The sequence below is a fragment of the Methylobacterium sp. ME121 genome (genome assembly GCF_000974725.1).
GTDB lineage: Bacteria > Pseudomonadota > Alphaproteobacteria > Rhizobiales > Beijerinckiaceae > Methylobacterium > Methylobacterium radiotolerans.
This window is the reverse complement of record NZ_BBUX01000029.1, coordinates 29783-55271: the sequence shown is the minus strand read 5'-3', so window position 1 is coordinate 55271 and position 25489 is coordinate 29783. Positions and strand designations below refer to the sequence as shown.

27 protein-coding genes are annotated in these 25489 nt (G+C 72.9%); 14 read left to right on the top strand and 13 right to left on the bottom strand.

Annotated elements, in window-relative coordinates:
- Positions 1-33 precede the first annotated feature (33 nt).
- The 3 genes from katG to ME121_RS18430 form a co-directional block, all read right to left on the bottom strand.
- Positions 34-2352: a catalase/peroxidase HPI gene (gene katG / locus ME121_RS18440; RefSeq protein ID WP_059409408.1), complete on the bottom strand. Its 2319-nt coding sequence runs from the start codon at positions 2350-2352 to the stop codon at positions 34-36.
- A gap of 146 nt (positions 2353-2498) precedes the next feature.
- Positions 2499-2678: a hypothetical protein gene (locus ME121_RS18435; protein WP_012321742.1), complete on the bottom strand. Its 180-nt coding sequence runs from the start codon at positions 2676-2678 to the stop codon at positions 2499-2501.
- Between the two features lie 60 nt (positions 2679-2738).
- Complete coding sequence (locus ME121_RS18430; RefSeq protein ID WP_012321743.1) at positions 2739-2978, bottom strand: hypothetical protein; 240 nt, start codon at positions 2976-2978, stop codon at positions 2739-2741.
- 159 nt (positions 2979-3137) lie between these two features.
- On the opposite strand from ME121_RS18430, the gene ME121_RS18425 reads away from it, so the two are divergent.
- From ME121_RS18425 to ME121_RS18410, 4 genes are all read left to right on the top strand, one after another.
- On the top strand, positions 3138-3878 hold the full coding sequence (locus ME121_RS18425; RefSeq protein ID WP_024828552.1) for a GntR family transcriptional regulator: 741 nt from the start codon (positions 3138-3140) through the stop codon (positions 3876-3878).
- 86 nt (positions 3879-3964) lie between these two features.
- Positions 3965-5200, top strand: coding sequence for an MFS transporter (locus tag ME121_RS18420; RefSeq protein ID WP_059409407.1), 1236 nt, complete (start codon positions 3965-3967; stop codon positions 5198-5200).
- A 4-nt stretch (positions 5201-5204) separates the two neighbouring features.
- On the top strand, positions 5205-6116 hold the full coding sequence (locus ME121_RS18415; protein WP_012321746.1) for an amidohydrolase family protein: 912 nt from the start codon (positions 5205-5207) through the stop codon (positions 6114-6116).
- Between the two features lie 40 nt (positions 6117-6156).
- Positions 6157-7515: an MFS transporter gene (locus ME121_RS18410; RefSeq protein ID WP_024828549.1), complete on the top strand. Its 1359-nt coding sequence runs from the start codon at positions 6157-6159 to the stop codon at positions 7513-7515.
- A gap of 14 nt (positions 7516-7529) precedes the next feature.
- Here ME121_RS18410 and ME121_RS18405 read toward each other — a convergent pair whose 3' ends face one another.
- From ME121_RS18405 to ME121_RS18395, 3 genes are read right to left on the bottom strand one after another with little or no spacing between them, the layout of a single operon-like run.
- On the bottom strand, positions 7530-8321 hold the full coding sequence (locus ME121_RS18405; RefSeq protein WP_059409406.1) for an ABC transporter ATP-binding protein: 792 nt from the start codon (positions 8319-8321) through the stop codon (positions 7530-7532).
- On the bottom strand, positions 8315-9319 hold the full coding sequence (locus ME121_RS18400; RefSeq protein ID WP_029359528.1) for an ABC transporter permease: 1005 nt from the start codon (positions 9317-9319) through the stop codon (positions 8315-8317). Before ME121_RS18400 ends, ME121_RS18405 begins: the two co-directional genes overlap by 7 nt.
- Positions 9320-9327: 8 nt before the next feature.
- Positions 9328-10494, bottom strand: a complete 1167-nt coding sequence (locus ME121_RS18395; protein ID WP_408902470.1) for an ABC transporter substrate-binding protein — start codon at positions 10492-10494, stop codon at positions 9328-9330.
- 440 nt (positions 10495-10934) lie between these two features.
- On the opposite strand from ME121_RS18395, the gene ME121_RS18390 reads away from it, so the two are divergent.
- The 7 genes from ME121_RS18390 to ME121_RS18360 all read left to right on the top strand — a co-directional run bounded on the left by ME121_RS18390 (position 10935) and on the right by ME121_RS18360 (position 17396).
- Positions 10935-12080: an acyl-CoA dehydrogenase family protein gene (locus ME121_RS18390; protein WP_059409414.1), complete on the top strand. Its 1146-nt coding sequence runs from the start codon at positions 10935-10937 to the stop codon at positions 12078-12080.
- 27 nt (positions 12081-12107) lie between these two features.
- Positions 12108-13202 (top strand): LLM class flavin-dependent oxidoreductase, encoded by a 1095-nt coding sequence (locus ME121_RS18385; protein WP_012321752.1) that lies wholly within the window; start codon positions 12108-12110, stop codon positions 13200-13202.
- Positions 13202-14140, top strand: a complete 939-nt coding sequence (locus ME121_RS18380) for an ABC transporter substrate-binding protein (protein WP_024828544.1) — start codon at positions 13202-13204, stop codon at positions 14138-14140. The genes ME121_RS18385 and ME121_RS18380 overlap by 1 nt, the downstream gene beginning before the upstream one ends.
- A 19-nt stretch (positions 14141-14159) precedes the next feature.
- The gene (locus tag ME121_RS18375; RefSeq protein WP_024828543.1) at positions 14160-14702 is read left to right on the top strand and encodes a cupin domain-containing protein; all 543 of its coding nucleotides are present in this window, start codon (positions 14160-14162) and stop codon (positions 14700-14702) included.
- A gap of 19 nt (positions 14703-14721) precedes the next feature.
- Complete coding sequence (locus ME121_RS18370; protein ID WP_059409405.1) at positions 14722-16068, top strand: LLM class flavin-dependent oxidoreductase; 1347 nt, start codon at positions 14722-14724, stop codon at positions 16066-16068.
- A 77-nt stretch (positions 16069-16145) separates the two neighbouring features.
- The gene (locus ME121_RS18365; RefSeq protein ID WP_012321756.1) at positions 16146-16793 is read left to right on the top strand and encodes a hypothetical protein; all 648 of its coding nucleotides are present in this window, start codon (positions 16146-16148) and stop codon (positions 16791-16793) included.
- Positions 16794-17015: 222 nt separating this feature from the next.
- On the top strand, positions 17016-17396 hold the full coding sequence (locus ME121_RS18360; protein ID WP_012321757.1) for a response regulator: 381 nt from the start codon (positions 17016-17018) through the stop codon (positions 17394-17396).
- Between the two features lie 13 nt (positions 17397-17409).
- On the opposite strand, the gene ME121_RS18355 is transcribed toward ME121_RS18360, so the two are convergent.
- Both ME121_RS18355 and ME121_RS18350 read right to left on the bottom strand, forming a co-directional pair.
- Positions 17410-18270, bottom strand: coding sequence for a hypothetical protein (locus ME121_RS18355; protein ID WP_012321758.1), 861 nt, complete (start codon positions 18268-18270; stop codon positions 17410-17412).
- 57 nt (positions 18271-18327) lie between these two features.
- Complete coding sequence (locus tag ME121_RS18350) at positions 18328-18603, bottom strand: hypothetical protein (RefSeq protein ID WP_012321759.1); 276 nt, start codon at positions 18601-18603, stop codon at positions 18328-18330.
- Positions 18604-18757: 154 nt separating this feature from the next.
- On the opposite strand from ME121_RS18350, the gene ME121_RS33790 reads away from it, so the two are divergent.
- Both ME121_RS33790 and ME121_RS18340 read left to right on the top strand, forming a co-directional pair.
- Complete coding sequence (locus tag ME121_RS33790) at positions 18758-19564, top strand: polyphosphate kinase 2 family protein (RefSeq protein ID WP_245337854.1); 807 nt, start codon at positions 18758-18760, stop codon at positions 19562-19564.
- A gap of 586 nt (positions 19565-20150) precedes the next feature.
- Entirely contained in the window at positions 20151-20378 is a 228-nt protein-coding gene (locus ME121_RS18340; protein ID WP_024828541.1) for a hypothetical protein, read from the top strand.
- A gap of 7 nt (positions 20379-20385) precedes the next feature.
- On the opposite strand, the gene ME121_RS18335 is transcribed toward ME121_RS18340, so the two are convergent.
- Positions 20386-21354: a helix-turn-helix domain-containing protein gene (locus ME121_RS18335; RefSeq protein ID WP_012321762.1), complete on the bottom strand. Its 969-nt coding sequence runs from the start codon at positions 21352-21354 to the stop codon at positions 20386-20388.
- A 121-nt stretch (positions 21355-21475) separates the two neighbouring features.
- Between ME121_RS18335 and ME121_RS18330 the strand changes: the two genes are divergently transcribed.
- Positions 21476-21916, top strand: a complete 441-nt coding sequence (locus ME121_RS18330; protein WP_024828540.1) for a Ros/MucR family transcriptional regulator — start codon at positions 21476-21478, stop codon at positions 21914-21916.
- A 77-nt stretch (positions 21917-21993) separates the two neighbouring features.
- On the opposite strand, the gene ME121_RS18325 is transcribed toward ME121_RS18330, so the two are convergent.
- The 4 genes from ME121_RS18325 to ME121_RS18310 form a co-directional block, all read right to left on the bottom strand.
- Complete coding sequence (locus ME121_RS18325; protein ID WP_059409404.1) at positions 21994-22512, bottom strand: prolipoprotein diacylglyceryl transferase; 519 nt, start codon at positions 22510-22512, stop codon at positions 21994-21996.
- A 31-nt stretch (positions 22513-22543) separates the two neighbouring features.
- Positions 22544-23107, bottom strand: coding sequence for a hypothetical protein (locus ME121_RS18320; RefSeq protein WP_012321765.1), 564 nt, complete (start codon positions 23105-23107; stop codon positions 22544-22546).
- Positions 23108-23273: 166 nt separating this feature from the next.
- Entirely contained in the window at positions 23274-24212 is a 939-nt protein-coding gene (locus ME121_RS18315) for a pirin family protein (RefSeq protein WP_024828537.1), read from the bottom strand.
- A gap of 160 nt (positions 24213-24372) precedes the next feature.
- Positions 24373-25404, bottom strand: coding sequence for an aldo/keto reductase (locus tag ME121_RS18310; protein ID WP_012321767.1), 1032 nt, complete (start codon positions 25402-25404; stop codon positions 24373-24375).
- Positions 25405-25489: the final 85 nt, after the last annotated feature.

Genomic DNA, 25489 nt, shown 5'->3' with positions numbered 1-25489 from the left:
GCCGGGAGGCGCGGGCGGTCCCGATGGCGGGTCTCAGGCCGCCATCGGCCCGTAGCGCCGGTGACCCTTCACGTCGAAGCGGTCGAGCATCATGACCTTGTCCCAGGCCTTGACGAAGTCCGCCACGAAGCGGCGCTGGCCGTCGCTGCCCGCGTAGGCGTCGGCGATGGACCGGAGCTGCGCGTTCGACCCGAAGACGAGGTCGCTGCGGGTCGCCTCGAACTTCCTCTGCCCGCTCGCGCGGTCCTTGAGCGCGAAGGTCATCCCGTCCGCGTCCGCCTTCTCCCAGACCAGGTCGACGTCGGTCAGGTTGCGGAAGAAGTCGGTCGTCAGCACCCCGACCCGGTCGGTCAGGACGCCCCGGTTCGACCCGTCGTGGTTGGCGTTGAGCGCGCGCAGGCCGCCGGTCAGGACGGTCCATTCCGGGGCCGTCAGCGTCAGCAGGTTGGCCTTGTCGAGGAACATCTCCTCCGGCGACACGCTGCGCGTCATCTGCCCGAAGCCGTCGTCGACGTAGTTGCGGAACCCGTCCACCACCGGCTTCAGCCACTCGAACATCTCGAGGTCGGTGAGCGCCTGCGTCGTGTCCACCCGGCCCGGCGTGAACGGGACCGGCGTCTCGACCCCGGCGTCGCGGGCCGCCCTCTCCACGGCGACGCAGCCGCCCAGCACGATCAGGTCCGCCAGCGAGATCTTCTTCCCGTCGCTGCGCCCGTCGTTGAAAGTCGCCATCACGCCGCGCAGGGCCTCGACCACGGGCGCGGCCCGCCGGTTGACGGCCCAGTCCTTCTGCGGCGCGAGCGCGAGGCGGCCGCCGTTGGCGCCGCCGCGCTTGTCGCTGTCGCGGTAGGTCGAGGCCGCCGAGAAGGCCGTGAAGGCGAGATCGGAGACCGACAGGCCGGTCGCGGCGATCGCCTGCTTCAGCGCGGCGATCTCGGCCTCGCCGACGAGCGCGTAGTCCCGCTCGGGCAGCGGGTCCTGCCACAGGAGCCCGTCCTCGATCACCGCCTCCGGGCCGAGGTAGCGGTGCTTCGGACCCATGTCGCGGTGGGTCAGCTTGTACCACGCCTTGGAGAAGGCCTGGGTGAAGGCGTCGAAGTCGTTGAGGAACTTCTCGCAGACCTTCCGGTAGTCGGGGTCGACCTTCAGGGCGATGTCGGAGGTCATCATCATCAGCGGGTGCATCTGGCCCGCGACGTGGGCGTCCGGCGTCTTCGGCGCGTCGGGATCCTTGGGCGTCCACTGGAGGGCGCCCGCCGGGCTCCTGGTCTGCTCCCACTCGAACCTGAAGAGGTTCTCCAGGTAGGCGTTGTCCCACTTGGTCGGATCGGGCGTCCAGCTGCCCTCGATGCCGTTGGTCATCGTGTCCTTGCCGGCGCCGGACCCCTTCGGATTGTGCCAGCCGAGGCCCATCGCCTCCATCGGCGCCATCTCGGGGGGCGGACCGATCTCCTTGGCGGGGGTCATGCCGTGGCTCTTGCCGAAGGCGTGCCCGCCCGCGATCAGCGCCACCGTCTCCTCGTCGTTCATCGCCATGCGGGTGAAGGTGATCCGGATGTCGCGCGCGGAGGCCAGGGGGTCGCCGCTCGCGTAGGGGCCCTCCGGGTTCACGTAGATCAGCGCCTGGTGGGAGGCGGCCAGCGGGTTCTCCAGGTCGTAATCGGCGTCGCCGTTCTTGCCCCGCCAGCGCTTGTCGCGGTTCACCATGTCGTCGAAGCTCGAGACCGAGCCCATCTCGACCACCTCCGGACCCCAGTAGGTGGCGTTGTCCGCCTCCCAGGCGTCGAGGCGGCCGGCGGCGAAGCCGTAGGTCGGCAGGCCCATGATCTCGAGGGCGCAGTTGCCGGTGAGCACCATCAGGTCGGCCCACGACAGGGCGTTGCCGTACTTGTGCTTGATCGGCTGCAGGAGGCGCCGCGACTTGTCGGTGTTGCCGTTGTCCCACCAGCTGGAGATCGGGGCGAAGCGCTGCAGGCCGGTGCCGGCGCCGCCGCGCCCGTCGGCGATCCGGTAGGTGCCGGCCGAGTGCCAGGCCATCCGGATCATCTGCGGGCCGTAATTGCCGTAGTCGGACGGCCACCAGTCCACCGACGAGGTCAGGAACTGCTTGATGTCGCGCTTGAGCGCCTCGAAGTCGATCTTGGCGAACTCGGCCGCGTAGTCGAAATCCGGGCCGAGGGGATCGGCCGCCAGCCCGTTCTGGTGGAGCACCTCCACCCGCAGGCGATGGGGATACCAGTTCTCCAGCGTCGGCCGGTTGCCGAGGGCGCCGCCGATCCGGTCGCCGCCGAACGGGCATTTGCCTTCCATGTGAAACGTCGTCGTGTCCGTCTTGTCGATCGTCTCGCTCATCGAGTGGTCCCCCTTGGGTGTTGCGCGACGACCGGGCGCGCGGGGCTCGGACGTCGACGGCGTTGGGCGGTGCAGGCGGTCCGAACCCTCAGGCGCTTCCCGTCGCGCTCGAGCCTCGTGACGAAATGAGGCGGTTCCCGGCGGGATCAAGTTCGGGTCGCCGAAGTCTTGCCCGGGTGCCCGGTCGACGACCGCGCAATGATCGCGATGACGTTGTCGCGATCAGCCCTGTCGCCGGCATCGCCGAGCGACGGCGTCGACTCGACGTCGACGCGGGCCCGCGCCCGGGCATTACCCTTCGTCTTGGGGGCGTCGTCGAGCGTCATGAGGGACGTCTCGGCTCCCCTCGAAGGCCGGGCGAGGCCGCCGGTGCCCGTCGTCGTGGGTCAGGGCGCGGACCGCGGGCCGGACGGCGCGGCGCCCGCGCCGCTCCCGGAGCCGGTGACGGCCGTGCGGGCGGCGGCCTGGCTCTGGCTGGCGTAATCGGGCGGCGCGGTCTCACCCTGCCAGATCATCAGCCCGGCCAGGGCGGCGATCATGAGCCCCACGCTGACGAGCAGCACGACCAGCACCGGCCTGCCGCGCCGGCCCTGTCGGCTCTCCTGGGCCGTGTGACGTTCGACCATCCGCGCCTCGCTGGAGGTTGGTTCCGGGAAATCCCGGCGAGAACCCGCGACCCCGCGGATAGGTCCAGTCCTGCGACGCTGTGGACCGGCCCCTCGGGCACGCCGACACCGCTGTGCCACCCATTGGCGTCCGCCGGCGTTGGTCATACAGTCATACACATGACCGCAACGTCCGCGCCGCAGCCCGATCTCCGTCTGCCGCTCTATCAGCGCCTGCGGGACGAGATCGCCTTCCAGATCGCCCGCAACGTCTGGCGCTCGGGCGAGCCGATCCCCACGGAGGCGGAGCTGGCGGCGACCCACCGGGTCGCCATCGGCACCGTGCGCAAGGCGATCGACGTCCTCGTCGCCGACGGCCTCGTCGAGCGTCAGCAGGGCCGCGGCACCTTCGTGCGGCGGCCGCGCTTCGACCGGTCCCTGTTCCGGTTCTTCCGGCATCTCGGGCCGGACGGCACGCAGGCGGTGCCGGAGGGGCGGATCCTGTCGCGCGAGGCCCGTCCGGCCCCCGCGGCCGCACGCGAGGCCCTCGGTCTCGACGCGCGCGGCGCGGCGATCCGCCTGATCCGGACGCGCCACCTGCAGGGCCGCCCGATCCTGTCCGAGGCGATCTGGCTGCCGGCCGCACGGTTCGCACCGATCCTGACGGCCCCGCTGACGGAGATCGGCGACCTCCTCTACCCCGCCTACGAGCGCCTCTGCGGCGAGATCGTCGCCCGCGCCGAGGAGACCCTGACCGTCGGCATCGCCGACGCGACCGACGCCGAGCGCCTCGAGATCGCGGACGGAGACCCGGTCGTGGTCATCGAGCGCCTCGCCTTCGGCTTCGACGCCCGCCCGATCGAGTGGCGCGTGACCCGCGGTGCGGCCAAGGACTTCCGGTATCACGTCGACATCCGCTGAGAGGCCGGCGCCTTGACGCGCCGGCGCGCGCGTGCTCATTTATTCATATAAATGACTAGTCCTCTTCGGAGGGCGGAGGAAAGCCCGTGTTCCGCTGGTACCGCGACGTCGGTCCGGCCGAGCGTCGCACCTTCTGGGCCTGTCTGGGCGGGTGGTCGCTCGACGCCCTAGACGTGCAGATGTTCAGCCTCGCCATCCCCGCGCTGGTCGCGAGCTTCGGGCTCAGCCGCTCGGAGGCCGGCCTGATCGGCGCGGTCACGCTCGTCGCGGCGGCGCTCGGCGGCTGGCTCGGCGGCCTCGCGGCGGACCGGATCGGCCGCGTCCGGGCCCTTCAGATCACGGTGCTGTGGTTCGCGGTCGCGACCTTCCTGGCGGCCTTCGCGCAGAGCTTCGCCCAGCTGCTGACCCTGAAGGCGCTGCAGGGGATCGGCTTCGGCGCCGAGTGGGCGGCCGGCGCCGCGCTGATGGCGGAGGCGATCGGGCCCGAGCACCGCGGCCGGGCGCTGGGCGCCGTGCAGGGGGGCTGGGCCCTCGGCTGGGGGGCGGCCGTGCTCCTGGCCACCGCGGCCTTCTCGGTGCTGGATCAGGAGACCGCCTGGCGGGCCCTGTTCGCCTGCGGCCTCGCGCCCGCGCTCCTCCTGATCTACCTGCGCCGCTCGGTCCCGGAGCCGGCGCGGCCGGTCGGAAGGCCGGCCCGGCCGCCGGCCGGATCGCTCGCGATCTTCGCGCCCGGCCTGCGCCGGGTCACGGTGCTCGCGACGCTGCTCGGCCTGGGCGCCCACGGGGGCTTCCACGCCCTGTTCACGTGGCTGCCCACCTACCTGAGCGTCGAGCGCGGCGCCTCGGTCCTCGGCACCGGGCTCTACCTCGCGATCATCATCGCGGCCTTCGGCCTCGGCTGCCTCGTCGCCGGCGGGCTCGTGGACCGGCTCGGGCGGCGCCGGACGGTGGCGCTCTACGCGGCCGGCTGCATGGCGCTGGTCGTCCTCTACCTGCTGCTGCCGGTCGGCGGCACGGGCCTGCTCCTCCTCGGGGCCCCCCTCGGCTTCTGCACCGCCGGCATCCCCGCGAGCCTCGCGGCCCTGTTCAGCGAGCTCTTCCCGGACGGCCTGCGCGGGACCGGGATGGGCTTCTGCTACAACGCCGGCCGCCTCGCCTCCGGCCTGCTGCCCCTCGGCGTCGGCCTGCTCAGCGAGATCTGCGGGCTCGGCCCGGCGATCGGCCTGTCGGCCCTCGGTGCCTACGGGCTCGTCCTCCTCGCCGTCGCGCTCCTGCCGGATCGGCAGTCCGGCGGCGCGCTGATCCCCCAGACCGTGAGATGATCCGATGAACCGGCGCCGCTTCTGCCGCACCCTGCTCGCGGGCGGCGTCACGCTCGCGCTTCCGGCCCGCGGCCGCGCGGCCGGGCCCGGCTCCGCCGCCGACGGCGTGGCGGCGGTCGACACCCACGCCCACGTCTTCACCCGGTCCCTCACCCTCACGGGGGACCGCCGCTACGCCCCCGACTACGACGCGAGCATCGCCGACTACCGCGCCATGCTGGACCGGAACGGCATGGCCCGCGGCGTGCTGATCCAGCCGAGCTTCCTCGGTACCGACAACGGCTACATGGTCTCGGCCCTGCGGTCCGCGCCGGAGCGGCTGCGCGGCATCGCCGTGCTGGCCCCGGAGGCCGAGACCGCCGCGCTGCGCGACCTCGCCGGGCAGGGCGTCGTCGGCCTGCGCCTGAACCTGATCGGGCGGCCGGACCCGGACTTCGCCGGCCCGGTCTGGCGCGCCCACCTCGCGCGCGTGGCGGATCTCGGCTGGCAGATCGAGGTCCAGGCCGAGGCGCGGCGCCTCGCGCGGCTGCTGCCGCCGCTGGTCGAGGCGGGCGTCCCCGTCGTGGTCGACCATTTCGGCCGGATCGACCCGGCCCTCGGCATCGCCGATCCGGGCTTCGCCGACCTGCTCGGCTTCGGCCGCGGCGGCCGCGTCTGGGTCAAGCTGTCGGGCGCCTACCGCATCGGCAGCGGCGAGGCCGGCCGGCAGACGGCGCTGCAGGCCGCCGAGCGCCTGCGCGGCGCCTTCGGGGCGCGGCGCCTGCTCTGGGGCAGCGACTGGCCGCACACGCAGTTCGAGACCCAGGCCAGCCCCGCCGAGGCCCGGCGCGACCTCGACGCCTGGGTGCCGGACCCGGCCGAGCGCCGGATCGTCCTGGCCGAGACGCCCGCCGAACTCTTCCGCTTCGACCGCTAGGCCGGGGCGCGCCCGCCCGAATTCCAGCGAGGACAGGACCATGGCAACACCGACCACGCCACACGCGGCGGACGCGGCCGCCTTCGAGAGCCGAACGATGCGGAAGGTCGGCCTGCGCCTGATCCCCTTCCTCGTGCTCTGCTACTTCATCGCCTACGTCGACCGGGTCAATGTCGGCTTCGCGGCGCTGACCATGAACCACGATCTGGGCCTCTCCGCCGCGGCCTTCGGCCTGGGCGGCGGCCTGTTCTTCGTCGCCTACGTCCTGTTCGAGGTGCCGAGCAACCTCGCGATGGAGCGCGTCGGCGCGCGGATCTGGATCGCGCGGATCATGATCACCTGGGGGCTCGTCGGCATCGGCTCGGCCTTCGTCACCGGTCCGGTCAGCTTCGCCACCGCCCGCTTCCTGCTGGGCGCGGCCGAGGCCGGGTTCTTCCCGGGCGTGATCCTGTACCTGACCTACTGGTTCCCCAAGGCCTACCGGGCGCGGATCGTGGCGATGTTCATGGTCGCGATCCCGCTCTCCAGCTTCTTCGGCTCGCCGCTCTCGGCGGCGCTGCTCACCCTCGACGGCGCCGCGTCCCTGCGCGGCTGGCAGTGGCTGCTGATCATGGAGGCGGTCCCAGCCGTCATCCTCGGCGTCGCCGCCCTCGCGCTGCTGCCGAGCCGGCCGGCCGAGGCGACCTTCCTGAGCCCGGCGGAGCGCGGCTGGCTGACGGACCGGCTGGAGGCCGAGCGGCGCGCCGCCGAGGCGGGCGCCGGGCACCACGCCCACGGCCTCGCGGCGGTCTGGGCGGTGCTCGCGAGCCGGCAGGTCTGGCTGCTGGCCGTGATCTACGCGGGCAGCTCGGCCACCAGCAACACGCTGTCGCTGTGGATGCCGCAGATCCTCAAGGGGTTCGGCCTCAGCAACCTGCAGACCGGCCTGCTGAACATGATCCCGTTCGGCATCGCCTCGGTCTTCATGATCGTCTGGGGCCTGCGGGCGGACCGCAGCGGCGAGCGGATCTGGAGCACGGCCCTGCCGCTGGCGCTGACCTCGGTGAGCTTCGCCCTGACGCTGCTGACCGGCTCGCTCTGGATGACGCTGGTCCTGCTCTCGCTGGTCCTGCTCGGCAACTACGCGATCAAGGGCCCGTTCTTCGCCCTGGCGACCGAGACGCTGCCGCCGGCCCAGACGGCCGCCGGCATCGCGGCGATCAACACCCTGGCGCATCTCGGCACCGGGGCGATCACCTCGCTGATCGGGGTGCTGCGCGAGCAGACCGGCAGCTTCCCCGTCGCCCTGCTCCCGCTCTGCGCCCTCACCGGCGCCGGCTGCGCCCTGGTCTTCTGGATCGGCCGGCACCGGCCGCGGGCAGCGGCCGTCGGGGCGGCCCCGTCGGCGGCGCGGGGCTGACGCGGCGGCGACGCTCAGGCCGGCTGGCCGAGGATTCCCAGGATCTCCCGGCGCAGCCGCACGATCTCGGGATCGTCGCGGTGGCGCGGATAGGGCACCGCGACCGGCAGCGCGGCCCGGATCGCGGCCGGGCGGTCGGAGAGCACGATCACGCGCTCGGCCAGGACCAGCGCCTCCTCGACGTCGTGGGTGACGAGGAGCGCGGTGAAGCGCTTCTCCTGCCAGAGCCGCAGGATCTCGGCCTGCATGGCCAGCCGCGTCAGGGCGTCGAGCTTGCCGAGCGGCTCGTCGAGGAGCAGCAGGCGCGGCTCGTTGACGAGCGCCCGGGCGAGGGCCGCCCGCTGCGCCATGCCGCCGGAGAGCTGGTGCGGGTAGACATCCGCGAAGCCGGACAGGCCGACGAGCCCCAGCGCCCGGTCGACCCGGGCCGCCCGCGACCGCCCGACGCCGCGGGCCTCGAGCCCGAGGGCGACGTTGCCGCGCACGGTCCGCCACGGGTAGAGGGTCGGGTCCTGGAAGACGAGGAGCCGGGACGGGTCCGGGCCCTCGACCGGGTCGCCGTCGACCCGGATCGCGCCCTGGTCAGGCGGCTCCAGGCCGGCGACGAGCCGCAGCAGGGTGGACTTGCCGCAGCCCGAGGGGCCGAGCAGCGCGACGAAGCCGCCGGGCTCCACGTCGAGGCTCACCCGGTCGAGGACCAACAGGGGCGCGCCGCGGATCGCGAAGGCGTGGCTGACGGACTCGACCGTCAGGCGGGCGCCGGCCGCGCCGGCTTCGGGGCATTCGAGGGTCGCGGCGGCTACCATTGCACCAGCCCCTTCTGCCAGGCGAGCAGGCGGTCGCGCAGGCGGAACAGCAGCGTGATCAGGGACGAGCACATCAGCGCCATCACGATCAGCGCCGCGTACATGTTGGCGTAGGCGGCCCAGCCCTGCGCCCACTGGAGGTACCAGCCGAGGCCGGACTTCACGCCGAGCATCTCGGCGACGACCAGCACCGCGAAGGAGCCGCCGAGCCCCATGAACAGCCCGACGAAGACGTGCGGGAGCGCCGCCGGGATCGCGACCCGCAGGATCAGGAAGCCGCGCGAGGCGCCGAGCGTCCGCGCCACGTCGAAATAGGCCTTGTTGACGCCCGCCACCCCCGACCAGGTCAGCACCGTGACCGGGAAGCCGGTGGCCAGAGCCACCAGGAAGGTGCTGGCCGACCACGAGGACGGGAAGACGAAGAAGGCGAGGGGCAGCCACGCCGTGGCCGGCAGCGGCCCGACGAAGCGCAGCACCGGATGGGCCCAGTAGCCCACCGCCCGGAAGGTGCCGATGGCGACGCCCAGGACGAAGCCGGTCGCCGCCCCGATGGCGTAGCCGCCGGAGAGCAGGATCAGGGAGTTGAGGATGCTGCCGCCGAGCTTCGGCCAGTCATCGAGGAAGACCTCCAGGATCGCCTGGGGCGAGGGGAAGAACGGCATCGGCAGCAGGGCGAGCTTCGCCGTCACCGCCTCCCAGGCGATCAGCGCCAGGGCCAGCACCGCGAACCAGGGGCTCCCGTGCCGCAGCCGCACCCCGAGGGTGCCGAGGCGGCCGGCCGCGGGCGCGAAGACCAGGAGGGCGAGGCCGAGCGCCGCCGCCCCGGAGCCGAGGGCCGCGGTCTCGGGCAGGTCGTCCGCCTCGGGCAGGCCGAGGGTCACCCCGGCCAGGGCGAGCCAGGCGGCACCCGCGAGGACGATCCGCCAGGGCGGCCGCGGCAGCCTTCGGGACGGGGCGGCGGCCCGCGGGGCGACGCCGGCGGCGATGCTTCCGGACATGGCGCGCCTCAGCTCAGCACGTCGGCGTAGATCCGCTCGGCGAACTTCGCCGTGTCGGTGGACCGCCGCAGGACGTTCACCTGCTTCAACTCGTCCCCGTAGAGCGCGAGCTGCTGCTTGAGATCCCCGCCGACCGGGCTGTCGCCGTGCTGCTGGCTGCGCAGCATCGCGGCGAGATCCGCGATCGAGCCCTTGCCGCCGTAGCCGGAGAACGCCCGGGCCGCGGCCTCGGGATCCCGGTGGACGGCGTGGCCGCCCTCCAGGATCGCCCGGGTCAGCGCGCGCGCCACCGCGCGGTCGTTCCGGATCAGGCTGCCGCGGGCCGCCACGACGCAGCAGGTCCGGCTGGCGTATTCTCCGGACAGGTTGGTGGCGACCTCGGTGAAGCGCGGGTCCTTCAGCCAGATCCAGGTCCGCGGGTCGGAATCGGCCAGCGCCTGCGCCTCGCCCTTCTCCACCGCGAGGTTCAGCAGGTCGGCCGGGTACTGCCGCCACTCGACCCCGCTCTCCGGGTCGATCCCCGCCTTGGCGAGCAGCAGGCCGAAGAAGTTCTTGGCCGGGCTCGCCTGGTCGCTGATCGCGATGGTCTTGCCCTTCAGCCCGGCGATGTCGGCGATGCCGGAGGATTTGGCGCTGAGCAGCCGCAGGCAGCCGCCGTGCAGCCCCGCGGTGATCTTCACGTCGAAGCCCTGCTCCAGGGGCTTGAGCCAGCGCAGGGCCATGCCGATCCCGGCATCGGCCTTGCCCGTGGCGATCGCCTCCAGCAGGGCCTCGGTCGAGCCGCCGAAATTGACGAACTCCACGTCGAGGCCGTGCCGGGCGAAGATCCCCTGCTCCTTGGCGAGCGGCGCGGCCGCCGTGCAGATGGCCGTGGCGTTCCAGGCCAGCTTCACGGTCCGGAGCGGGCCCGCGGGCGCCTCCGCGGCGGCGGGCCGGCAGAGCGGGCCGGGATCGAACGGTGCCCCCGGTCCGGGCGCCCAGGCGCGGCCGGTGCCCATGCCGAGGCCGAGCGGCAGGGCCGCGGCCGCGGCGCCGACCTGCAGCAGGCGCCGACCTGCAGCAGGCGCCGCCGGGAGGGCGCGGGATCGGAGGAGGGGCTGCCCGGTCGGGAGGGCGCGTCGGTCATCTCGGGTCTCCGGGCCGCGCGACCGCGCGGCGGGAACGGCGCGCGTCACCGCCCCGGTCGCGCGACCGGGCGGATCTGGCGTCCTCGTCTTCGGGAATGATCCGTCGAGGGATCAGGGTGCCGAGTATTCGATCGCTGCGAGACCGAGTCAACGAAAGCGTTTCCTCTATTTTCGCGCGATCGGGTAAGATCATTCACGGATCGGCGCCGTCGCGCGGCGCTCGGGCGGCTCGGCTCATCGGCGCGAGGCATCGTTCGTCTGTCTCTCGATGATGGGATGCCGAACGATGACGGGAGAAGGTTCGATGCCGGCCCCCTGTGGGCGGAACCACGTTCTCCTTCGCCGTCCGACGACGCGGCAACATCCTCCTGCCGATCCATGAATATTGGGAACGGCATTCCGTTGACGCGAACCGGGTCCGGGCGGACCATCGCGGCTCCCGGGATGGCGCCGCGCGGCCGCCCGCCGATCACGTCGCCGAACACCCCATGACCGTCGCCGTCCCGCCCCCCGACATCGTCAGCAGCCTCGCCGGGCGGCTCGCCGCCCGCGCGGCCGACCACGACCGCGCGGGGACCTTCCCGCACGATTCCCTCGCGGCGCTCCGGGAGGCCGGGCTCCTGGCTCTCACCGTGCCGCGGCGTCTCGGCGGCGGCGGGGCGGGCCTCGCGCGGGCCGCCGCTCTGGTGCGGGCGCTCGGCGCCGCCGACCCGGCGACCGCCCTGGTCGTGGCGATGCAGTATCTCCAGCACGGGCTGATCCACCGGCCGGATACCCCGTGGCCGCGCGCGCTCGCCGACGCGGTCGGCGCGGCGGCGGTGGCGCGGGGGGCGCTGATCAACGCCCTGCGGGTCGAGCCCGAACTCGGCACGCCCGCGCGGGGCGGCCTGCCGGCCACGGTCGCCCGCCGCGACGGCGCGGGCTGGCGGATCTCCGGGCACAAGATCTACGCGACCGGCGCGCCGGGGCTCGCCTACGGCCTCGTCTTCGTCCGCACCGACGAGGCGGAGCCGCGCACCGGCAACGTCCTGGTGCCGTTCGACGCGCCGGGCATCCGCATCGCGGAGACCTGGGACCATCTCGGCCTGCGCGCCTCCGGCAGCCACGACGTCCACTTCACGGACGTGCCGATCCCCGGGGACCACGCCGTCGACCTGCGGCCGCCGGGCGGCTGGTCGGGGCCCGATCCCTGGCAGCAGGCCTGGAGCTGCACCCTGCTCGCCGCCCTCTACGACGGCGTGGCCCGGGCGGCGCAGGACTGGTTCACCGGCTTCCTGCGGGCGCGCCGGCCCGGCAGCCTCGGTGCGCCGCTGGCGAGCCTGCCGCGCTTCCACGAGGCGGTCGGCGAGAACGAGCGGCTGCTCGCCGTCAACGCGCGCCTCGTCGCCGGGCTCGCCGCCGAGGTCGACGCGGGACATCCCCCGCCGCCGCGCGAGTCCGGATTCGTGAAGCTCACGGCAACGGAGAACGCCGTCGCGGCGGTCCAGCGCGCCGCGGAGCTGTGCGGCAACGCCGCCCTGTCCCGGGTGAACCCGCTGGAGCGGCACCTGCGCGACGTCCTGTGCGCGCGCATCCACTGGCCGCAAGGGGACGCCGTCCGCGCCGCCGCCGGCAGGGCCGCCCTCGGCGCCTGAACCCGCCCTCGACCCGGAGATCGCCCCATGAGCCTGCTTCCCCCCGACGCCGTCGAGTTCATCGGCTTCGTCGCCCCCCGCCACACCTCCGAGATCCACCCGGCCGCGGGGCCGGCCATCGACCGCGACTACCTGAAGCTCCTGGCGCAGGCCCACGAATGGGGCGGGTTCGACCGGGTGCTGGTGGCCTTCCACGCGACCACGCCGGACGCGCTCCTGCTCGCAGGACAGGTCGCCGCCGTGACCGAGCGGCTGGGGCTGATGATCGCCCACCGCACCGGATTCACGGCACCGACCGTGGCGGCGCGGCAGTTCGCGACCCTCGACCAGCTCACCGGCGGCCGGGTCGCGATCCACGTGATCAGCGGCGGCGACGACCGGGAACTCGCCCAGGACGGCGACCACCTCACCAAGGACGCGCGCTACGCCCGCACCCGGGAGTTCCTCGACATCGTCCGGCAGAGCTGGACCGCCGCGGAGCCATTCGACTACGCGGGCGATCACTACCGGGTGGAGCGCGGCTTCTCCGAGGTGAAGCCGGTCAACGCGATCCCGGTCTATTTCGGCGGCGCCTCGCCGGCGGCGCTGGCGGTGGCCGGCCGCCACGCCGACACCTACGCCCTCTGGGGCGAGACGCACGCGCAGGTCGCCGAGCTGATCGGCCGGGTGCGGGCGGCGGCCGCGCCCCACGGGCGGGCGCCGCGCTTCAGCCTGTCGGTCCGGCCGATCCTGGCCGAGACGGAGGCGCGCGCCTGGGAGCGCGCCGAGGACATCCTGGCCCGGACGCGGGCGGTCCGGGCCGCCAGGGGGCTCGGCCCGGCCGCGACGCCGCAGAACGAGGGCTCCCGGCGGCTCCTCGCGGCCGCCGCCGCGGGGCCGCGCCACGACAAGCGCCTGTTCACCGCCATCGCGGCCGAGACCGGGGCGGCGGGCAACTCGACCGCCCTGGTCGGCACCCCCGAGCAGGTCGCCGACGCCCTGCTCGACTATCACGACCTGGGCGTGCGGACCTTCCTGATCCGCGGCTTCGACCCGCTGGAGGACGCGCTCCAGTACGGCCGGGCGCTGCTGCCCGCCTTCCGGGACGCCCTCGGGCGCCGCGGCGCCGCCGAGGCCGCCTGATGCGCGCCGTCATCCTCGCCCTGCTGGCGCTCCTGGCGGTCCGGCCGGCGCAGGCCCAGGACGTGCTGCGGGTCGGCGACCAGCGCGGCAATGCCCGCGCGCTGATGGAGGCGGCCGGCGTGCTCGACGGGCTGCCCTACCGGCTCGACTGGAGCGAGTTCCCGGCGGCCGCGCCCCTGCTCGAGGCGCTGAACGCCGGCGCGATCGACGCGGGCGGCGTCGGCGACGCGCCCTTCACGTTCGCGGCCGCCGCCGGGGTGCCGGTGAAGGCCTTCCTGGCCTTCCGCAACCGGCAGGACGGGTTGGCGATCCTGGTCCTGAAGGAATCGCCCCTCCGCACCGTGGCCGACCTGAAGGGCAAGCGCGTCGCGACGAACCGCGGCTCGATCGGCCATCAGGTGGTCCTGGCGGCGCTGGAGGAGGCGGGGCTGCCCGCCGACAGCGTGACCTTCAGCTTCCTGCCGCCGGCCGACGCCAAGATCGCGCTGGCTTCCGGGGCGGTCGACGCCTGGTCGACCTGGGAGCCCTACACCTCCACGGCGGAGCTCGCCGGCCTCGTCCGGGTGATCCGCGACGGCAACGGCATCACCCCGGGCCTGACCTTCGCGGTGGCGAGCGACGACGCGATCCGGACCAAGCGGGCGCTGCTCGCCGATTTCGGGGCGCGCCTCGCCCGCGCCCGGGCCTGGGCCCTGACGGATCCGAAGCCCTACGCGTCCGTCTGGTCGAAGCTCATCGGCCTGCCGGAGGCGGTGCCGCTGCGCTGGTTCGGCCGCGCCGCCTACCGGGCCGTCCCGATCGACGCGTCCGTGATCGCCGACGAGCAGCGCAGCATCGATCTCTACGTCCGCGCCGGGCTGATCCCGAAGGCCCGCGCGCCGCGGGCCGAGGCGATCCTCGACACGAGCGTCTCGCAAACCGCCGCCGCCGTGCAATGATGGCGCGGGAGGATCCGACATGCACGACAGCGGCGACGACCACGGCCACGCGCACGAACATGGCCACGCGCAGGACCACGCCCACGCCCACGACCACGGGGCGTCCGAGCGCTGGAAGCACGACGGCGTGCGGGTGATCCCCGGCGACCGGCTCGACGCCAACACCGCGCAGACGCCCGGCATGTACCGGCAGGCGGCGATCAACGCCGCCCGGGTCGGCGCCCAGAAGATCTGGGCCGGCACGGTGGCGATCCAGCCCGACGCCAAGACCGGCGTGCACCACCACGGCGAACTGGAGAGCGTGATCTACGTGGTCTCGGGCCGCGCCCGGATGCGCTGGGGCGACAGGCTCGAATACGTCGCCGAGGCCGGGCCGGGCGACTTCATCTTCGTGCCGCCCTTCGTGCCGCACCAGGAGATCAACGCCTCGACCGACGAGCCCCTGCACTGCGTGCTGGTGCGCTCCGACAACGAGGCGGTGGTGGTCAACCTGCCCGACGTCGAGGCCGCCGAGGCGCCCGAGACCGTGTACTGGGTCGACCCGATCCACAAGCATCCGTGAGAGACCGGAGCGGAGAGCGATGAGCCGGGACCGCCAGCTGCATCTCGGCGCCTTCATGCGCCCGGTCGGCATCCACACCGCGTGGTGGCGCTATCCGGGCGGCTATCCGGACGCGAACTTCAACTTCGGGCACCTGGCGCACTTCGCCCGGCGGCTGGAGGCCGCGAAGTTCGACGCGTTCTTCATGGCCGACCATCTGGCGGTGATGAACATGCCGGTGGCGGCGCTCCGCCGCTCGGCCACCGTGACGTCGTTCGACCCGCTGACCCTGCTGCCGGCGCTCGCCGTGCTCACCGAGCGGATCGGCCTGATCGCCACCGCGTCGACCACCTACAACGAGCCCTACCACGTGGCCCGCAAGTTCGCCTCCCTCGACCACATCTCGAAGGGGCGGGCCGGCTGGAACCTCGTCACCTCCGGCAACCCGGACGAGGCCCTGAACTTCGGCCGCGACGCGCATCTGGAGCACGCCACCCGCTACGCCCGCGCCCGCGAGTTCTTCGACGTGGTGACCGGCCTGTGGGATTCCTTCGCCGACGACGCCTTCACGATGGATCCGGAGAGCGGCCTGTTCCTCGATCCGGCGAAGATGCACGTCCTCGACCACCGCGGCGACTTCCTGAAGGTGAAGGGTCCGCTCAACGTCGCCCGGCCGGTGCAGGGCTGGCCGGTGATCGTCCAGGCCGGCGCCTCCGAGGCCGGCAAGCAGATCGCCGCCGAGACCGCCGAGATGGTGTTCGGCGCGGGCTCGACCCTGGAGGCGGCGCAAGCCTTCTACGCCGACGTGAAGGGTCGGATGCCGGCGGCGGGGCGCGACCCGGACCAGCTCAAGATCCTGCCCGGCTGCTTCGTCGTCCTGGGCCAGACGGAGGACGAGGCGCGGGCCAAGAAGGCGCGCCTCGACGACCTCGTCCATCCCGACAGCGGCCTCGCCAACCTCTCGGTCCGCCTCGGCGTCGACGCGACGGGCTTCGACCTCGACGCGCCGCTGCCGGAGCTCCCCGAGAGCAACGCCAGCAAGAGCGGGCAGGCCCAGATCGTCGACTACGCCCGGCGCACCGGCGCGACCGTGCGGGCGCTCGCCCGCAAGGTCGGCGGCTACGGCGGCCTGCAGATGGTCGGCACGCCCGCGCAGGTGGCCGACCGGATGGAGGAATGGCTGGAGACGCGCGCCTGCGACGGTTTCAACGTGATGTTCCCGTTCGTGCCCGAGGGGCTCGACGACGTGGTCGACCGGCTGGTGCCGGAGTTGCAGCGGCGCGGGCTGTTCCGCCGGGACTACGCGGGAACGACGCTGCGCGACCATCTCGGCCTCGCGCGACCGGCCAACCGCTTCTTCCCGCCCGGCGCCCCGCCACCCGCATGAGCGCGGCCGGGCGCCGAACAACGCCGAGAAGCGGGGGTTGAACCACAGGTGATCCCAAGCGTCTGAAGGGAACCTGTATGCGCCTGTTCAACCTGCTTCGCGGGGCCGCGGCCCTGACCGCCCTCACCACGATCCCGGCCGCCGCCCTCGCCCAGGAGGGCGGCCCCTGCACGGACGCCATCGCCCAGCTGAGGCGGGACATGGGCAACCAAGTCGGGATGGGGGCACCCACCTCCGAGCCCGATTACGGGCAGCGCAAGGGGCCGGAGAACGCCGCGAGCCGGCAGACGGCCGGCACGACCACGGGCACGACCACGGGCACCACCACGGGTAGCGCGGCCAAGCCGGTCGGCACGCCCGACACGGACCGCGCCCAGAAGGGCGGGGCCTCCCGCGAGAGCGGCGGCACGCCCGGCACCGTGGGCGGTGTGTCGGGACCGGTCGGGGCGGCGAGCGGCAAGGGGCAGGCCGACGACGTGGCGAGTGGCCGGGTCGCGACCTCGCCGGACGATGTCCGGCGCCAGTCCGAGAACCGGCCGACGGCGGCCGCCGCGGCCGCGCAGGGCGGCGACGCCAAGGCCGCGCCGGGCCTCGCGTCGGAGGACAAGGTCTCGCAGGCCAAAACCGCCCTCCAGCGCGCCGTCGACCTCAACGCGAAGGGCGACCAGGGCTGCCGGGACGCCGTGCAAGAGGCCCGCAACCTGCTGCCGAAATCGGATCGCTGAGACTTGCGGCGCGGGATCTGACACAGGTAAGTTCGCGCCGGCGCGACCGGTGACATGCTCGATCCGCCGACGGTTCGCCGTCGGTGTGGCCCCGCCCCGACGTTCCTCCGACACAGCCGGGTGGGGCCACGCTTTCGAGCGCGCGGCCGATCCTCTGGACGGGCGAACCTCCGGTGGTTGCGCGGGATCGCGGTTGAAGGTCGCGCAAGGACGGGAGGGGTCGTGCCCGAGGCTGTTCCCCCGCTCTCGGGGTGCCGCGTCCTCGTCGTCGAGGACGAGTATCTCATCGCCAGCGAGGTCAAACGCTGGTTGCGCAGCGCCGGGGCTGAGGTGATCGGTCCGGTCTCGCGCGCCGATCTCGCGCTGGATCTGATCGCGGAGCGGAAGCCCGACGCCGCGGTGCTCGACGTGAATCTGGGGGACGGGGACACCGTCTATCCGGTCGCCGACCGGCTGGGCGTCCTCGGCGTGCCGTACCTGTTCGCCACCGGCGACGTGCGGGTCTCCGGCGCCTCGGCCGGAGCCAGCCGGCCCATCCTCGAGAAGCCGTTCGTGGCGTCGGAGCTCGTCCGGGCGCTGACCAAGCTCGTCGCGGTCCCCTGAGGTCGCCGCGGCCTCAGAGGGGGCCCGGTCCCGGATGCGGGCCCATGCGCCGGCGGTCGTGCTCGATGGCGAAGACGTGGGCGTAGAGGTTCGCGACCCAGCCCCGCCCCTCGACCGTGAGGTCGAGGAACCGGATCGCGTCCCCGATCACGGGCTCGATCTTGCCCCAGAAGAACGACGGGTAGCGCTCCGCGAGGTCGGCCGGGCTGTCGTAGCCGAGTTCGGCGTTGACGCCGATCTCGGCGAATTCGTGGAACAGGGCGTTCAATTTGCGCGGGTAGAGCGGGTCTCCGAGCTGACCGATCAGGTCGGCCGCCCGCAACAGGCCGGCCTCGGTTCCGGTCTCGCGATGGGAATCGGCTTCCGGCACCGGGAAGCGGGTCAGCTCGATCGCCCGGATGACCCGGGCCGCGTCGACGAGATCGTGCGTGCCGAAGCGCTCCTGCACGGCGAGCTTCGAGCGCTCGACGTGGTAGGGCGCCAGCGCTGCGTCCGAGGCGCCCCGGGGCAGGCTGACGGTCGTGCCCTGCGCGTCGATGACGAAGGCCTGCAGCCGGTCCCCGGCGCAGACGCCGCGCACGTAGCCGATGTCGTGGTAGAGGGCGGCCAGGATCATGTGCAGCCAGTCCTCGGGCGTGATGCCCTGCTGCAGGAAGCGGCCGCGGAGGATGTCCTGGGCGACCAGGGTGACGAGGGCCGTGTGGTCGCCGTCGTGGTAGAGGGCGTCGCTCCCGACGAGCCGCTCGATCGTCAGGCGCGCCGCGGCCTCGATGATTTCGGCGTAGCGCGGCTCCCGGCTGCCGAAGGTCCGCTGGTAGGTGAGGGCGAGGTGCTCGCCGAGGGCGTCGGCGAGCATCTTCGTCGCGTCGAACATGGTATCCTCGCGGTCAGCTGCGGTGGGCGGCGGCGCGCCCGGCCGGGTCGATGGAGATCACGCGGATCGCTCCCCGCGATCGACGAGCCGCTCTTCGAGATAGGCCGCCGCGTCCGCGTAGAGTTCGTAGCGGCGCAGCAGCACCGCGCGCTTGTCGGCCTTCGTCGCCGCGTCGAGCTTGGCGTGGGCCTTGTCGGCGCGGGCGCGCAGCTTCCCGGCGAGCTTCTCGAAGGCGGCATCGATGCGCGCGCCGACCTTCTCGCCCTCGGCGCGCGCCGGATCCGGATCGTCCCGCCGACGCTTCGGCGCGGCCCTCGTCGCTTCTCCAGCCATGACGCATCTCCGGTCGCCCTGATCGGTGGCGGAACCGTATGACGGAACGATCACCGGCGCGACACGGGAACGGCCGCCGGCGGCGCGGCGCTTTCTCAGGCGTGTCACGGAACACTGCCCTGGCTCGATCCCGCGACGCGCAGGAGAACCGGCGATGCGGCCCGACGACAGTGCCGTCCTGGACGCCACCCCGGATGCCACCCCGGATGCCACCCCGGATGCCACCTTGGAGGCGATCCGGCGCGACCTCGCCGACAGCTGCGACGAGGAGCCGGGCCTTGGGCTCGAGGAGGAGCGCCGCGACCGGCTGGCGGCGGACCACGGCGGCGCACCGCCCGGTCGCCTCGACCGCAAGGTCCATTTCCGCGAACGGCTCCGGCTGCAGCACGAGCTGGTCCCCCGGCAGGACTGGGTGCAGGATCGGAAGCTGCGCGTGGTCGTGCTGCTCGAGGGCCGCGACTCGGGCGGCAAGGGCGGGGTGATCGAGCGGATCACGCAGAGCCTCAATCCCCGCGTCTGCCGCGTGGCCGCCTTGCCCGCCCCGAGCGAGCACGAGCGGACGCGATGGTATTTCCAGCGCTACGTCTCTCATCTGCCTCTTCCACCGCGATGGTCGGGCCGAGCGCGTCCTGACCGCGGCGCAGAGAGCGGCAGGGGAGTCGTGATCCTGTCGCGGTGGCGCGGCTATAGCGCCGCCATGGCGAAGCGCCCGATGACTCTCGACCTGTTCACGACCCTGGATATCGTCGATGACGACGTCTCGGCCGTCGTCGACGCCTATCTGGCCGATCCCACGCCCGGTTCGGTGGCGTTCGGGGACGGCTTCCGCATCGACCCCGCGGCGGCGGTGGCCTCGCATCCCTTCGCCCGGACGCTGATCGATCAGCCCTGGGCCGATGCCGGGCTGCGCCGGGCCGCCATCCGCGCCGCCATCCTGCTGGCGGAGCCGGAACGGGCCTGACCCGACCGGCCGTGTGTCACGCGACGGCCGCGCGACAAGTCACGCGCCTGTCATGCGGCTGTCATGGGCAGAATGGCAGGTCGCCGCCACGGCGAACCTCCCGACCCTATGCCGCCACTTCGCCCGCCCGGTCCTGCCGCGGCGGGCTTTTGTCTGCCCGCGGGACGGCCTTCGCGACGGAGCGCGTCGGATCGGTGCGGCATCCGATCCCGGTGTCGGGCGGCAGCGCTCCGCCGGTTCCTACGCCTAAAACGGTACGTGCGCGGCCCTCCGCCTGCACGACGCTCGGTTGTAGCCTCCGGCGGATACGGGGCGGATGAACGGCGTGCCGCCACGGTGAACGGTTGGTTTACCCAAACCGCACAATTGCGCCGACCGCCCCGATCCGGGCGCGATCGGCGGGCGTTCTACGGGCAGGTCCACCGGAGACGTGCTGTCATGCTGATCCTGAACCCGATGACCGGACAGATGGTCGAGGTGCGCGTGCCCCGGCCGAAGCCGAAAACCGCCTGACCGCACGCGTCCTCCGCCCCTTTCCCGCACGCCCGCGACCCGGACGGCGTGCTCTCCCAGCCCCGCGCGACCCATGATGCCGACCGACCTCGACAGGCCCGCCGAACTGACCCTCTGGCCGGGCTACGCGCCCGCCCGGGTGGCCGTGTCACACAGCTTCCCCACGCTGCGGGCAGCCCTCGCCGCCGCGATCGCGGCGATCGACGCCGAGGATGCCAATCCCTGGATCATCACCGAGGGCGGCGACATCCTCGCTCCGGGATGGATCCGCGCGAACACGGCGGGCGCCGTCCTGCAGTAGCGGATCGTCAGCCGACGAGTTCGGGCGCGCTCCGGTTGCGCCACCGGTACTCGCTCGGTGAGATCCCGTAGCTGTCCTTGAAACGTCGGCTGAAATGGCTCTGGGTGCAGAAGCCGCAGCTATAGGCCAGTTCCCCGACGGCGAGATGGGCGAAGCCGGGATCGGCCAGACGCTGCGCGGCGATCTCCAGGCGCCGCCGCCAGATCCAGTCGGCGATGTTCCGGTCCTGCTCGCGGAACAGGGCCTGGAGGTGGCGCAGCGACACGCCCACGGCCGCCGCGAGCCGGGCGGGGTCGAGGTTCAGGTCGCCGAGATGGGCCTCGATATGTGCCAGGGCGCGCTGGAAGATCAGGACGCCCTGGATGTTCTTGGGGGTGTCGTGCGCGAGGCGCTCCGCGATGCTCGCGACGATGAGATCGACGCCGACCGACGCCATGCGGTTCGACATGTCGGGCGTCAGCCGCCCGGCATTGCGGACCAGTTCCTGGAAGAAGGTCGTGACCATCGACGTGCCGACCTGATCCGCGCCGATCGTGAGGGACGTGAAGCGGCGCGTCGAGCCGAGGGCGCGCTCCAGCGACTCGCGCGGCAGCTCGACGAACAGCGTCTGCGTGTCGACGTCGGAGGCCATCGTGGCCGGCCGCCGGTCCATCACGACGATGTCGCCGGGATTCTGGATGGCGGTGCGGTCGTCCTGCGCGCTGTACACGCGGCCCTTCAGCGTGATCGCGACGTTCAGGGTCTCGTACTTGCCGTGCCGGCGGATCGTGTCCGGGGTCGCGACGGTGGTGACGGCGCTCTGCGTCACGCGCGTGATCAGCAGCGGTCCGACCTCGGCGGCCTCCAGGGTGCCGGCGAAGGCGTGTGCCGTCGCAGGGGTCAGCTCGACCGGCACGATGCGCTCGAAGATCGTTTCACGCCAGAGGCGGAAACTGTCTTTCGGCTTGAAATCCGCCGTCGAGAACAAAGTCCTCATCGCAACTTCTTGTATTCATGCTTCGCCGCGCGCGCTCGGGAAAACGGTAGCACGCTCTCAGGCAAGCGCAACGGCGCGGGCCAACTTATGAAGGTTCTTGACCTTCCCAGGAGCCTAGACCGTGTCCGATTCGACCCTCGTCAGCCCGCAAACCAATATCGAGCTGACGGCCGGGCTCGTCGCTGCCTACGTATCGAACAATCGGGTTTCCGCCGGGGATCTCCCGGCCCTCATCGCGCAGTGTCACGACGCGATCACCGCGCTGGCCGACCGCGGCGAGCCGTCGATCGCGGCGGCGGATCTGGACGCGCTGCGCGACCGGCCCAGCGCTGCGCAGATCCGCAACTCGATCCGGCCCGACGCCATCGTGAGCTTCATCGACGGGCGCCGCTACAAGACGCTCAAGCGCCACCTCACGGCCCACGGCCTGCACCCGCAGAGCTACCGCGAGCGCTACGGTCTGCCGGCGGACTACCCGATGGTCGCGCAGGAATATGCCGAGCGTCGGTCCGCGCTGGCGCGCTCCATCGGCCTCGGCGTCCCGAGCGAGCGCGCCGCCTGAGCCGACCGGCCCCGTCAGGTCGCCGCTGATTCGCGGCCCACGCCCGGTCGCCTCCGCGCCGGCCGGCGCTCCCCGCCTCAGGCGGCCGCGTGCCGCCCGTCGGGCCGCAGGTCCCGGCTGGCCTGCTCGATCCGCCTCAGCCAGTCCTCGGCCGCCGCCGCCCGCAGGGTCGCGGCTTCGGCGCGCGCCTCCGCCTCCCGGACGCGCCGGTCGGCCTCCGTCTCGCGTTCGTGGGCATGCCGCGCCGCCTGCGCCCGCGTCTCCTCCAGAAGCGCCCTCAGGGTCTGGATCTCCTGCTGGGCGGCCTCGAGATCCGCGGCCAGGGTCTCGCAGGTGGTCGATTGCCGGCGCAGGCGCTGATCCTGCGCCTGGGCCGCGACGGTCGCGGCCGAGAGCGTGTCGAGGATCTGGCTCCAGTCCGACACCGGCCGCGACGGGCGATCCGCGGCGGGTTCGGGGGGCGCTCCGGAAGGCGCCGCCGGGCTCAGCGCGTCGGCCGTCCCGGGGCCGTCGGCGAGCGCCGGGGCCGGCTCTGCCGGCTCATCGCGGGCGCGCGCGATGCGGGCATCGAGCTCGGCCCAGAACGCCGCGTTCATCGCCGCGGCGACCCCGCCGGACCCGCGCCCGTCACGAGGCCGCCCGCGTCGCGGAGGCCCGGGTGCGGGCGTCCTGGGTGCTGCCCGCCTGCCCGGCCGCCTGCCCGGCCGCCTGCCCGCCCGGCTGCATCACGAACTCCGCGTCGATCGTCTCGGCGATGCGCTGGAGCATCTGCTCCGCCGCCGCGGCCCGCTCCTCGGCGGCCGCGGCCCGGTCCTCGGCGGCCTGGATCAGCTTGATGGCCTGCGCGTGGACCTCGTGGGTCTCCCGCTCGGCCGCCAGCACCTGGGCGCGGGCCGCGTCCATGTCGGCGCGCACCTGCCGCAGCAGCTGCTGGACGTGCGACTCCTGCTCCTGCGCCCGGTCCTCGACGTCCCGGATGTAGCGCGCCGCGCCCTGCACCCGCTCCAGCAGGTCGGGCCAGCGCTCGACCGGCGACGGGTTCTGGTTGCGCCCCTGCGCCGAGACGCGCTCGTCCGCGGCGAGCAGGACGAGGTTGCCGGTGCGGATCCGGGTCGTCGGCTCGCGGGCCTCGCGCGCGACGGCGTCGATCTGGTCCAGCGCCTCGGCCTTGGGGTGCTTCGTCTGTTCCATCACGCGTCCTGCCGACAGGGTGCAGCGCAAGCCTTCGGTGAGGCATCGGGGTCCGTCTCACACCGACGGAAAATGGTTAACAACTCCTTAATGTTCGCGCTAGGGTTGCGTTGGTGCGGCGATGCCCGCGCGGGTGCCGCGCGGGACAGTCGGGGCGCGGCCCGTTTCACGGGTAGCGGACGGGCTGCGGGTCCTCCGGCAGCGGGATGAACTCGGCGTCGTTCGGCACGGTGTCGAACCGGCCCTGGCGCCAATCCTCCTTGGCCTGCGCGATCCGCTCGGGCCGGGACGAGACGAAGTTCCACCACAGGTGGCGCGGACCGTCCATCGGCTCGCCGCCCAGCACCATGAAGCGGGCCGAGTCCAGGGCGCGCACGCTGATGCGGTCGCCGGGCCGGAACACCAGCAGCTGGCCGGGGCCGAAGCCGTCTCCGGCGATCTCGATGGCGCCCGCGACCGTGTAGATCGCCCGCTCGTCGTAGGTCGGATCGAGGGGCAGGACCGCGCCGGCCTCGAGCGCCACGTCGGCGTAGACCATCGGGCTCGAGGTCCGGACCGGCGAGCGCGCCCCGAAGGCCTCGCCGGCGATCAGCCGGACGGTCTTGCCCTCGCCGGTGAGGACCGGCAGCGCGGCGGCGTCGTAGTGCTCGAACGCGGGGGCGTTCTCCTCGTCCCGGTCCGTCAGGGCGACCCAGCTCTGGATGCCGAACAGCCGGGAGCCGGTCTGACGCAGTGTCGGGGCGGTGCGCTCCGAGTGGGTGATGCCGCGGCCGGCGGTCATCCAGTTCAGCTCGCCCGGCCGGATCGGCAGCTCCGTGCCGAGGCTGTCGCGGTGCATGATCTCGCCGTCGAACAGGTAGGTGACGGTGGAGAGGCCGATATGCGGGTGCGGCCGCACGTCCATGCCCTGCCCGAGCAGGAACTCCGAGGGGCCCATCTGGTCGAAGAAGATGAAGGGGCCGACCATCCGGCACTCGGTGGAGGGGAGCGCCCGCCGCACCGCGAAGGAGCCGAGATCGCGCGAGCGGGGCACGATCAGGGTTCGGATCGCGTCGCAGCTGAAATGGTCGCCCGGGATCGGGTCCTCGGCACTGTGCCAGCTCATCGCCTTGCTCCTTCGCGCGGGGGGAGGGCCGGGCCGACGCCGTCGCGAGCCGGCCCGCCATCCGCAGGCATCCTGGACCGGGACCGAGTGAGTTGAAACAGAAACGATCGAAACGCATCGTTTCCGAGCGACGCCTGATCGTCCCGGCCGAGGCGGCGGTCTACCAGGGAGTCGGCTTGGGGTTGCGCTCGTCGAAGCCGCGCTGGTGCCAGTACGGGTAGATCGGCGTCTCCTGGCTCGCCGCGTCGAGGCGGGCGACCTGCTCGGCCGTCAGGGTCCAGCCCAGGGCGCCGAGGTTCTGCTTCAGCTGCTCCTCGTTGCGGGCGCCGACCACGATGTTGCAGACGGTCGGCCGGGTCAGCAGCCAGTTGAGCGCCACCTGCGCCACCGTCTTGCCGGTCTCGGCCGCCACGGCGTCGAGGGCGTCGACCACGCCGAACAGGTAGTCGTCGGAGACGGGCGGCCCGCCCTCGGCGCCGCCGGCGGCGATGCGACCGCTCTGGTTGGCCTGTCCGCGGCGGATCTTGCCGGTGAGGCGGCCCCAGCCCAGGGGGCTCCAGACCATCAGGCCGACGCCCTGGTCGAGGCCGAGCGGCATCAGCTCCCACTCGTAGTGCCGGCCGATCAGCGAGTAGTAGCCCTGGTAGGCGACGTAGCGGGCGAGCCCGTGGCGCTCGGACGTGGCGAGCGCCTTCATGAGCTGCCAGCCCGAGAAGTTCGAGGCGCCGATATAGCCGATCTTGCCCGCGCGGGTGAGGTCGTCCAGCGCCCGCAGCGTCTCGTCCACGGGCGTGAGCGCGTCGAAGCCGTGCATGAAGTAGACGTCGATATGGTCGGTGCCGAGCCGCTTCAGGCTGGCCTCGCAGGCGCGGATCAGGTGGTAGCGCGAGGAGCCGACCTGGTTCAGGTCGTCGTTGAACCGGAAGGTCGCCTTGGTGGAGATCAGTGCCCGGCCGCGCTTGCCCTTCAGGGCCTGGCCCAGGATCTCCTCCGAGGCGCCGCCGGAGTAGATGTCGGCCGTGTCGAAGAAATTGACCCCGGAATCGAGGCAGAGATCGACCATGCGGGTCGCCTCGGCGACGTCCGTCTGCCCCCAGCGCTGGAAGAATTCGTTCGTGCCGCCGAAGGTGCCGGTGCCGAAGCTGAGCACCGGCACGGTGAGGCCGGAGCGTCCGAACTGCCTGTAGTCCATCGGATCCTCGTCGCGATCGCGGGCGCCGCGCGTCGGCGCGCCTGCCGGTCTAACGCGGCGAGACGCCCCGGCTTTCCCGGACGGT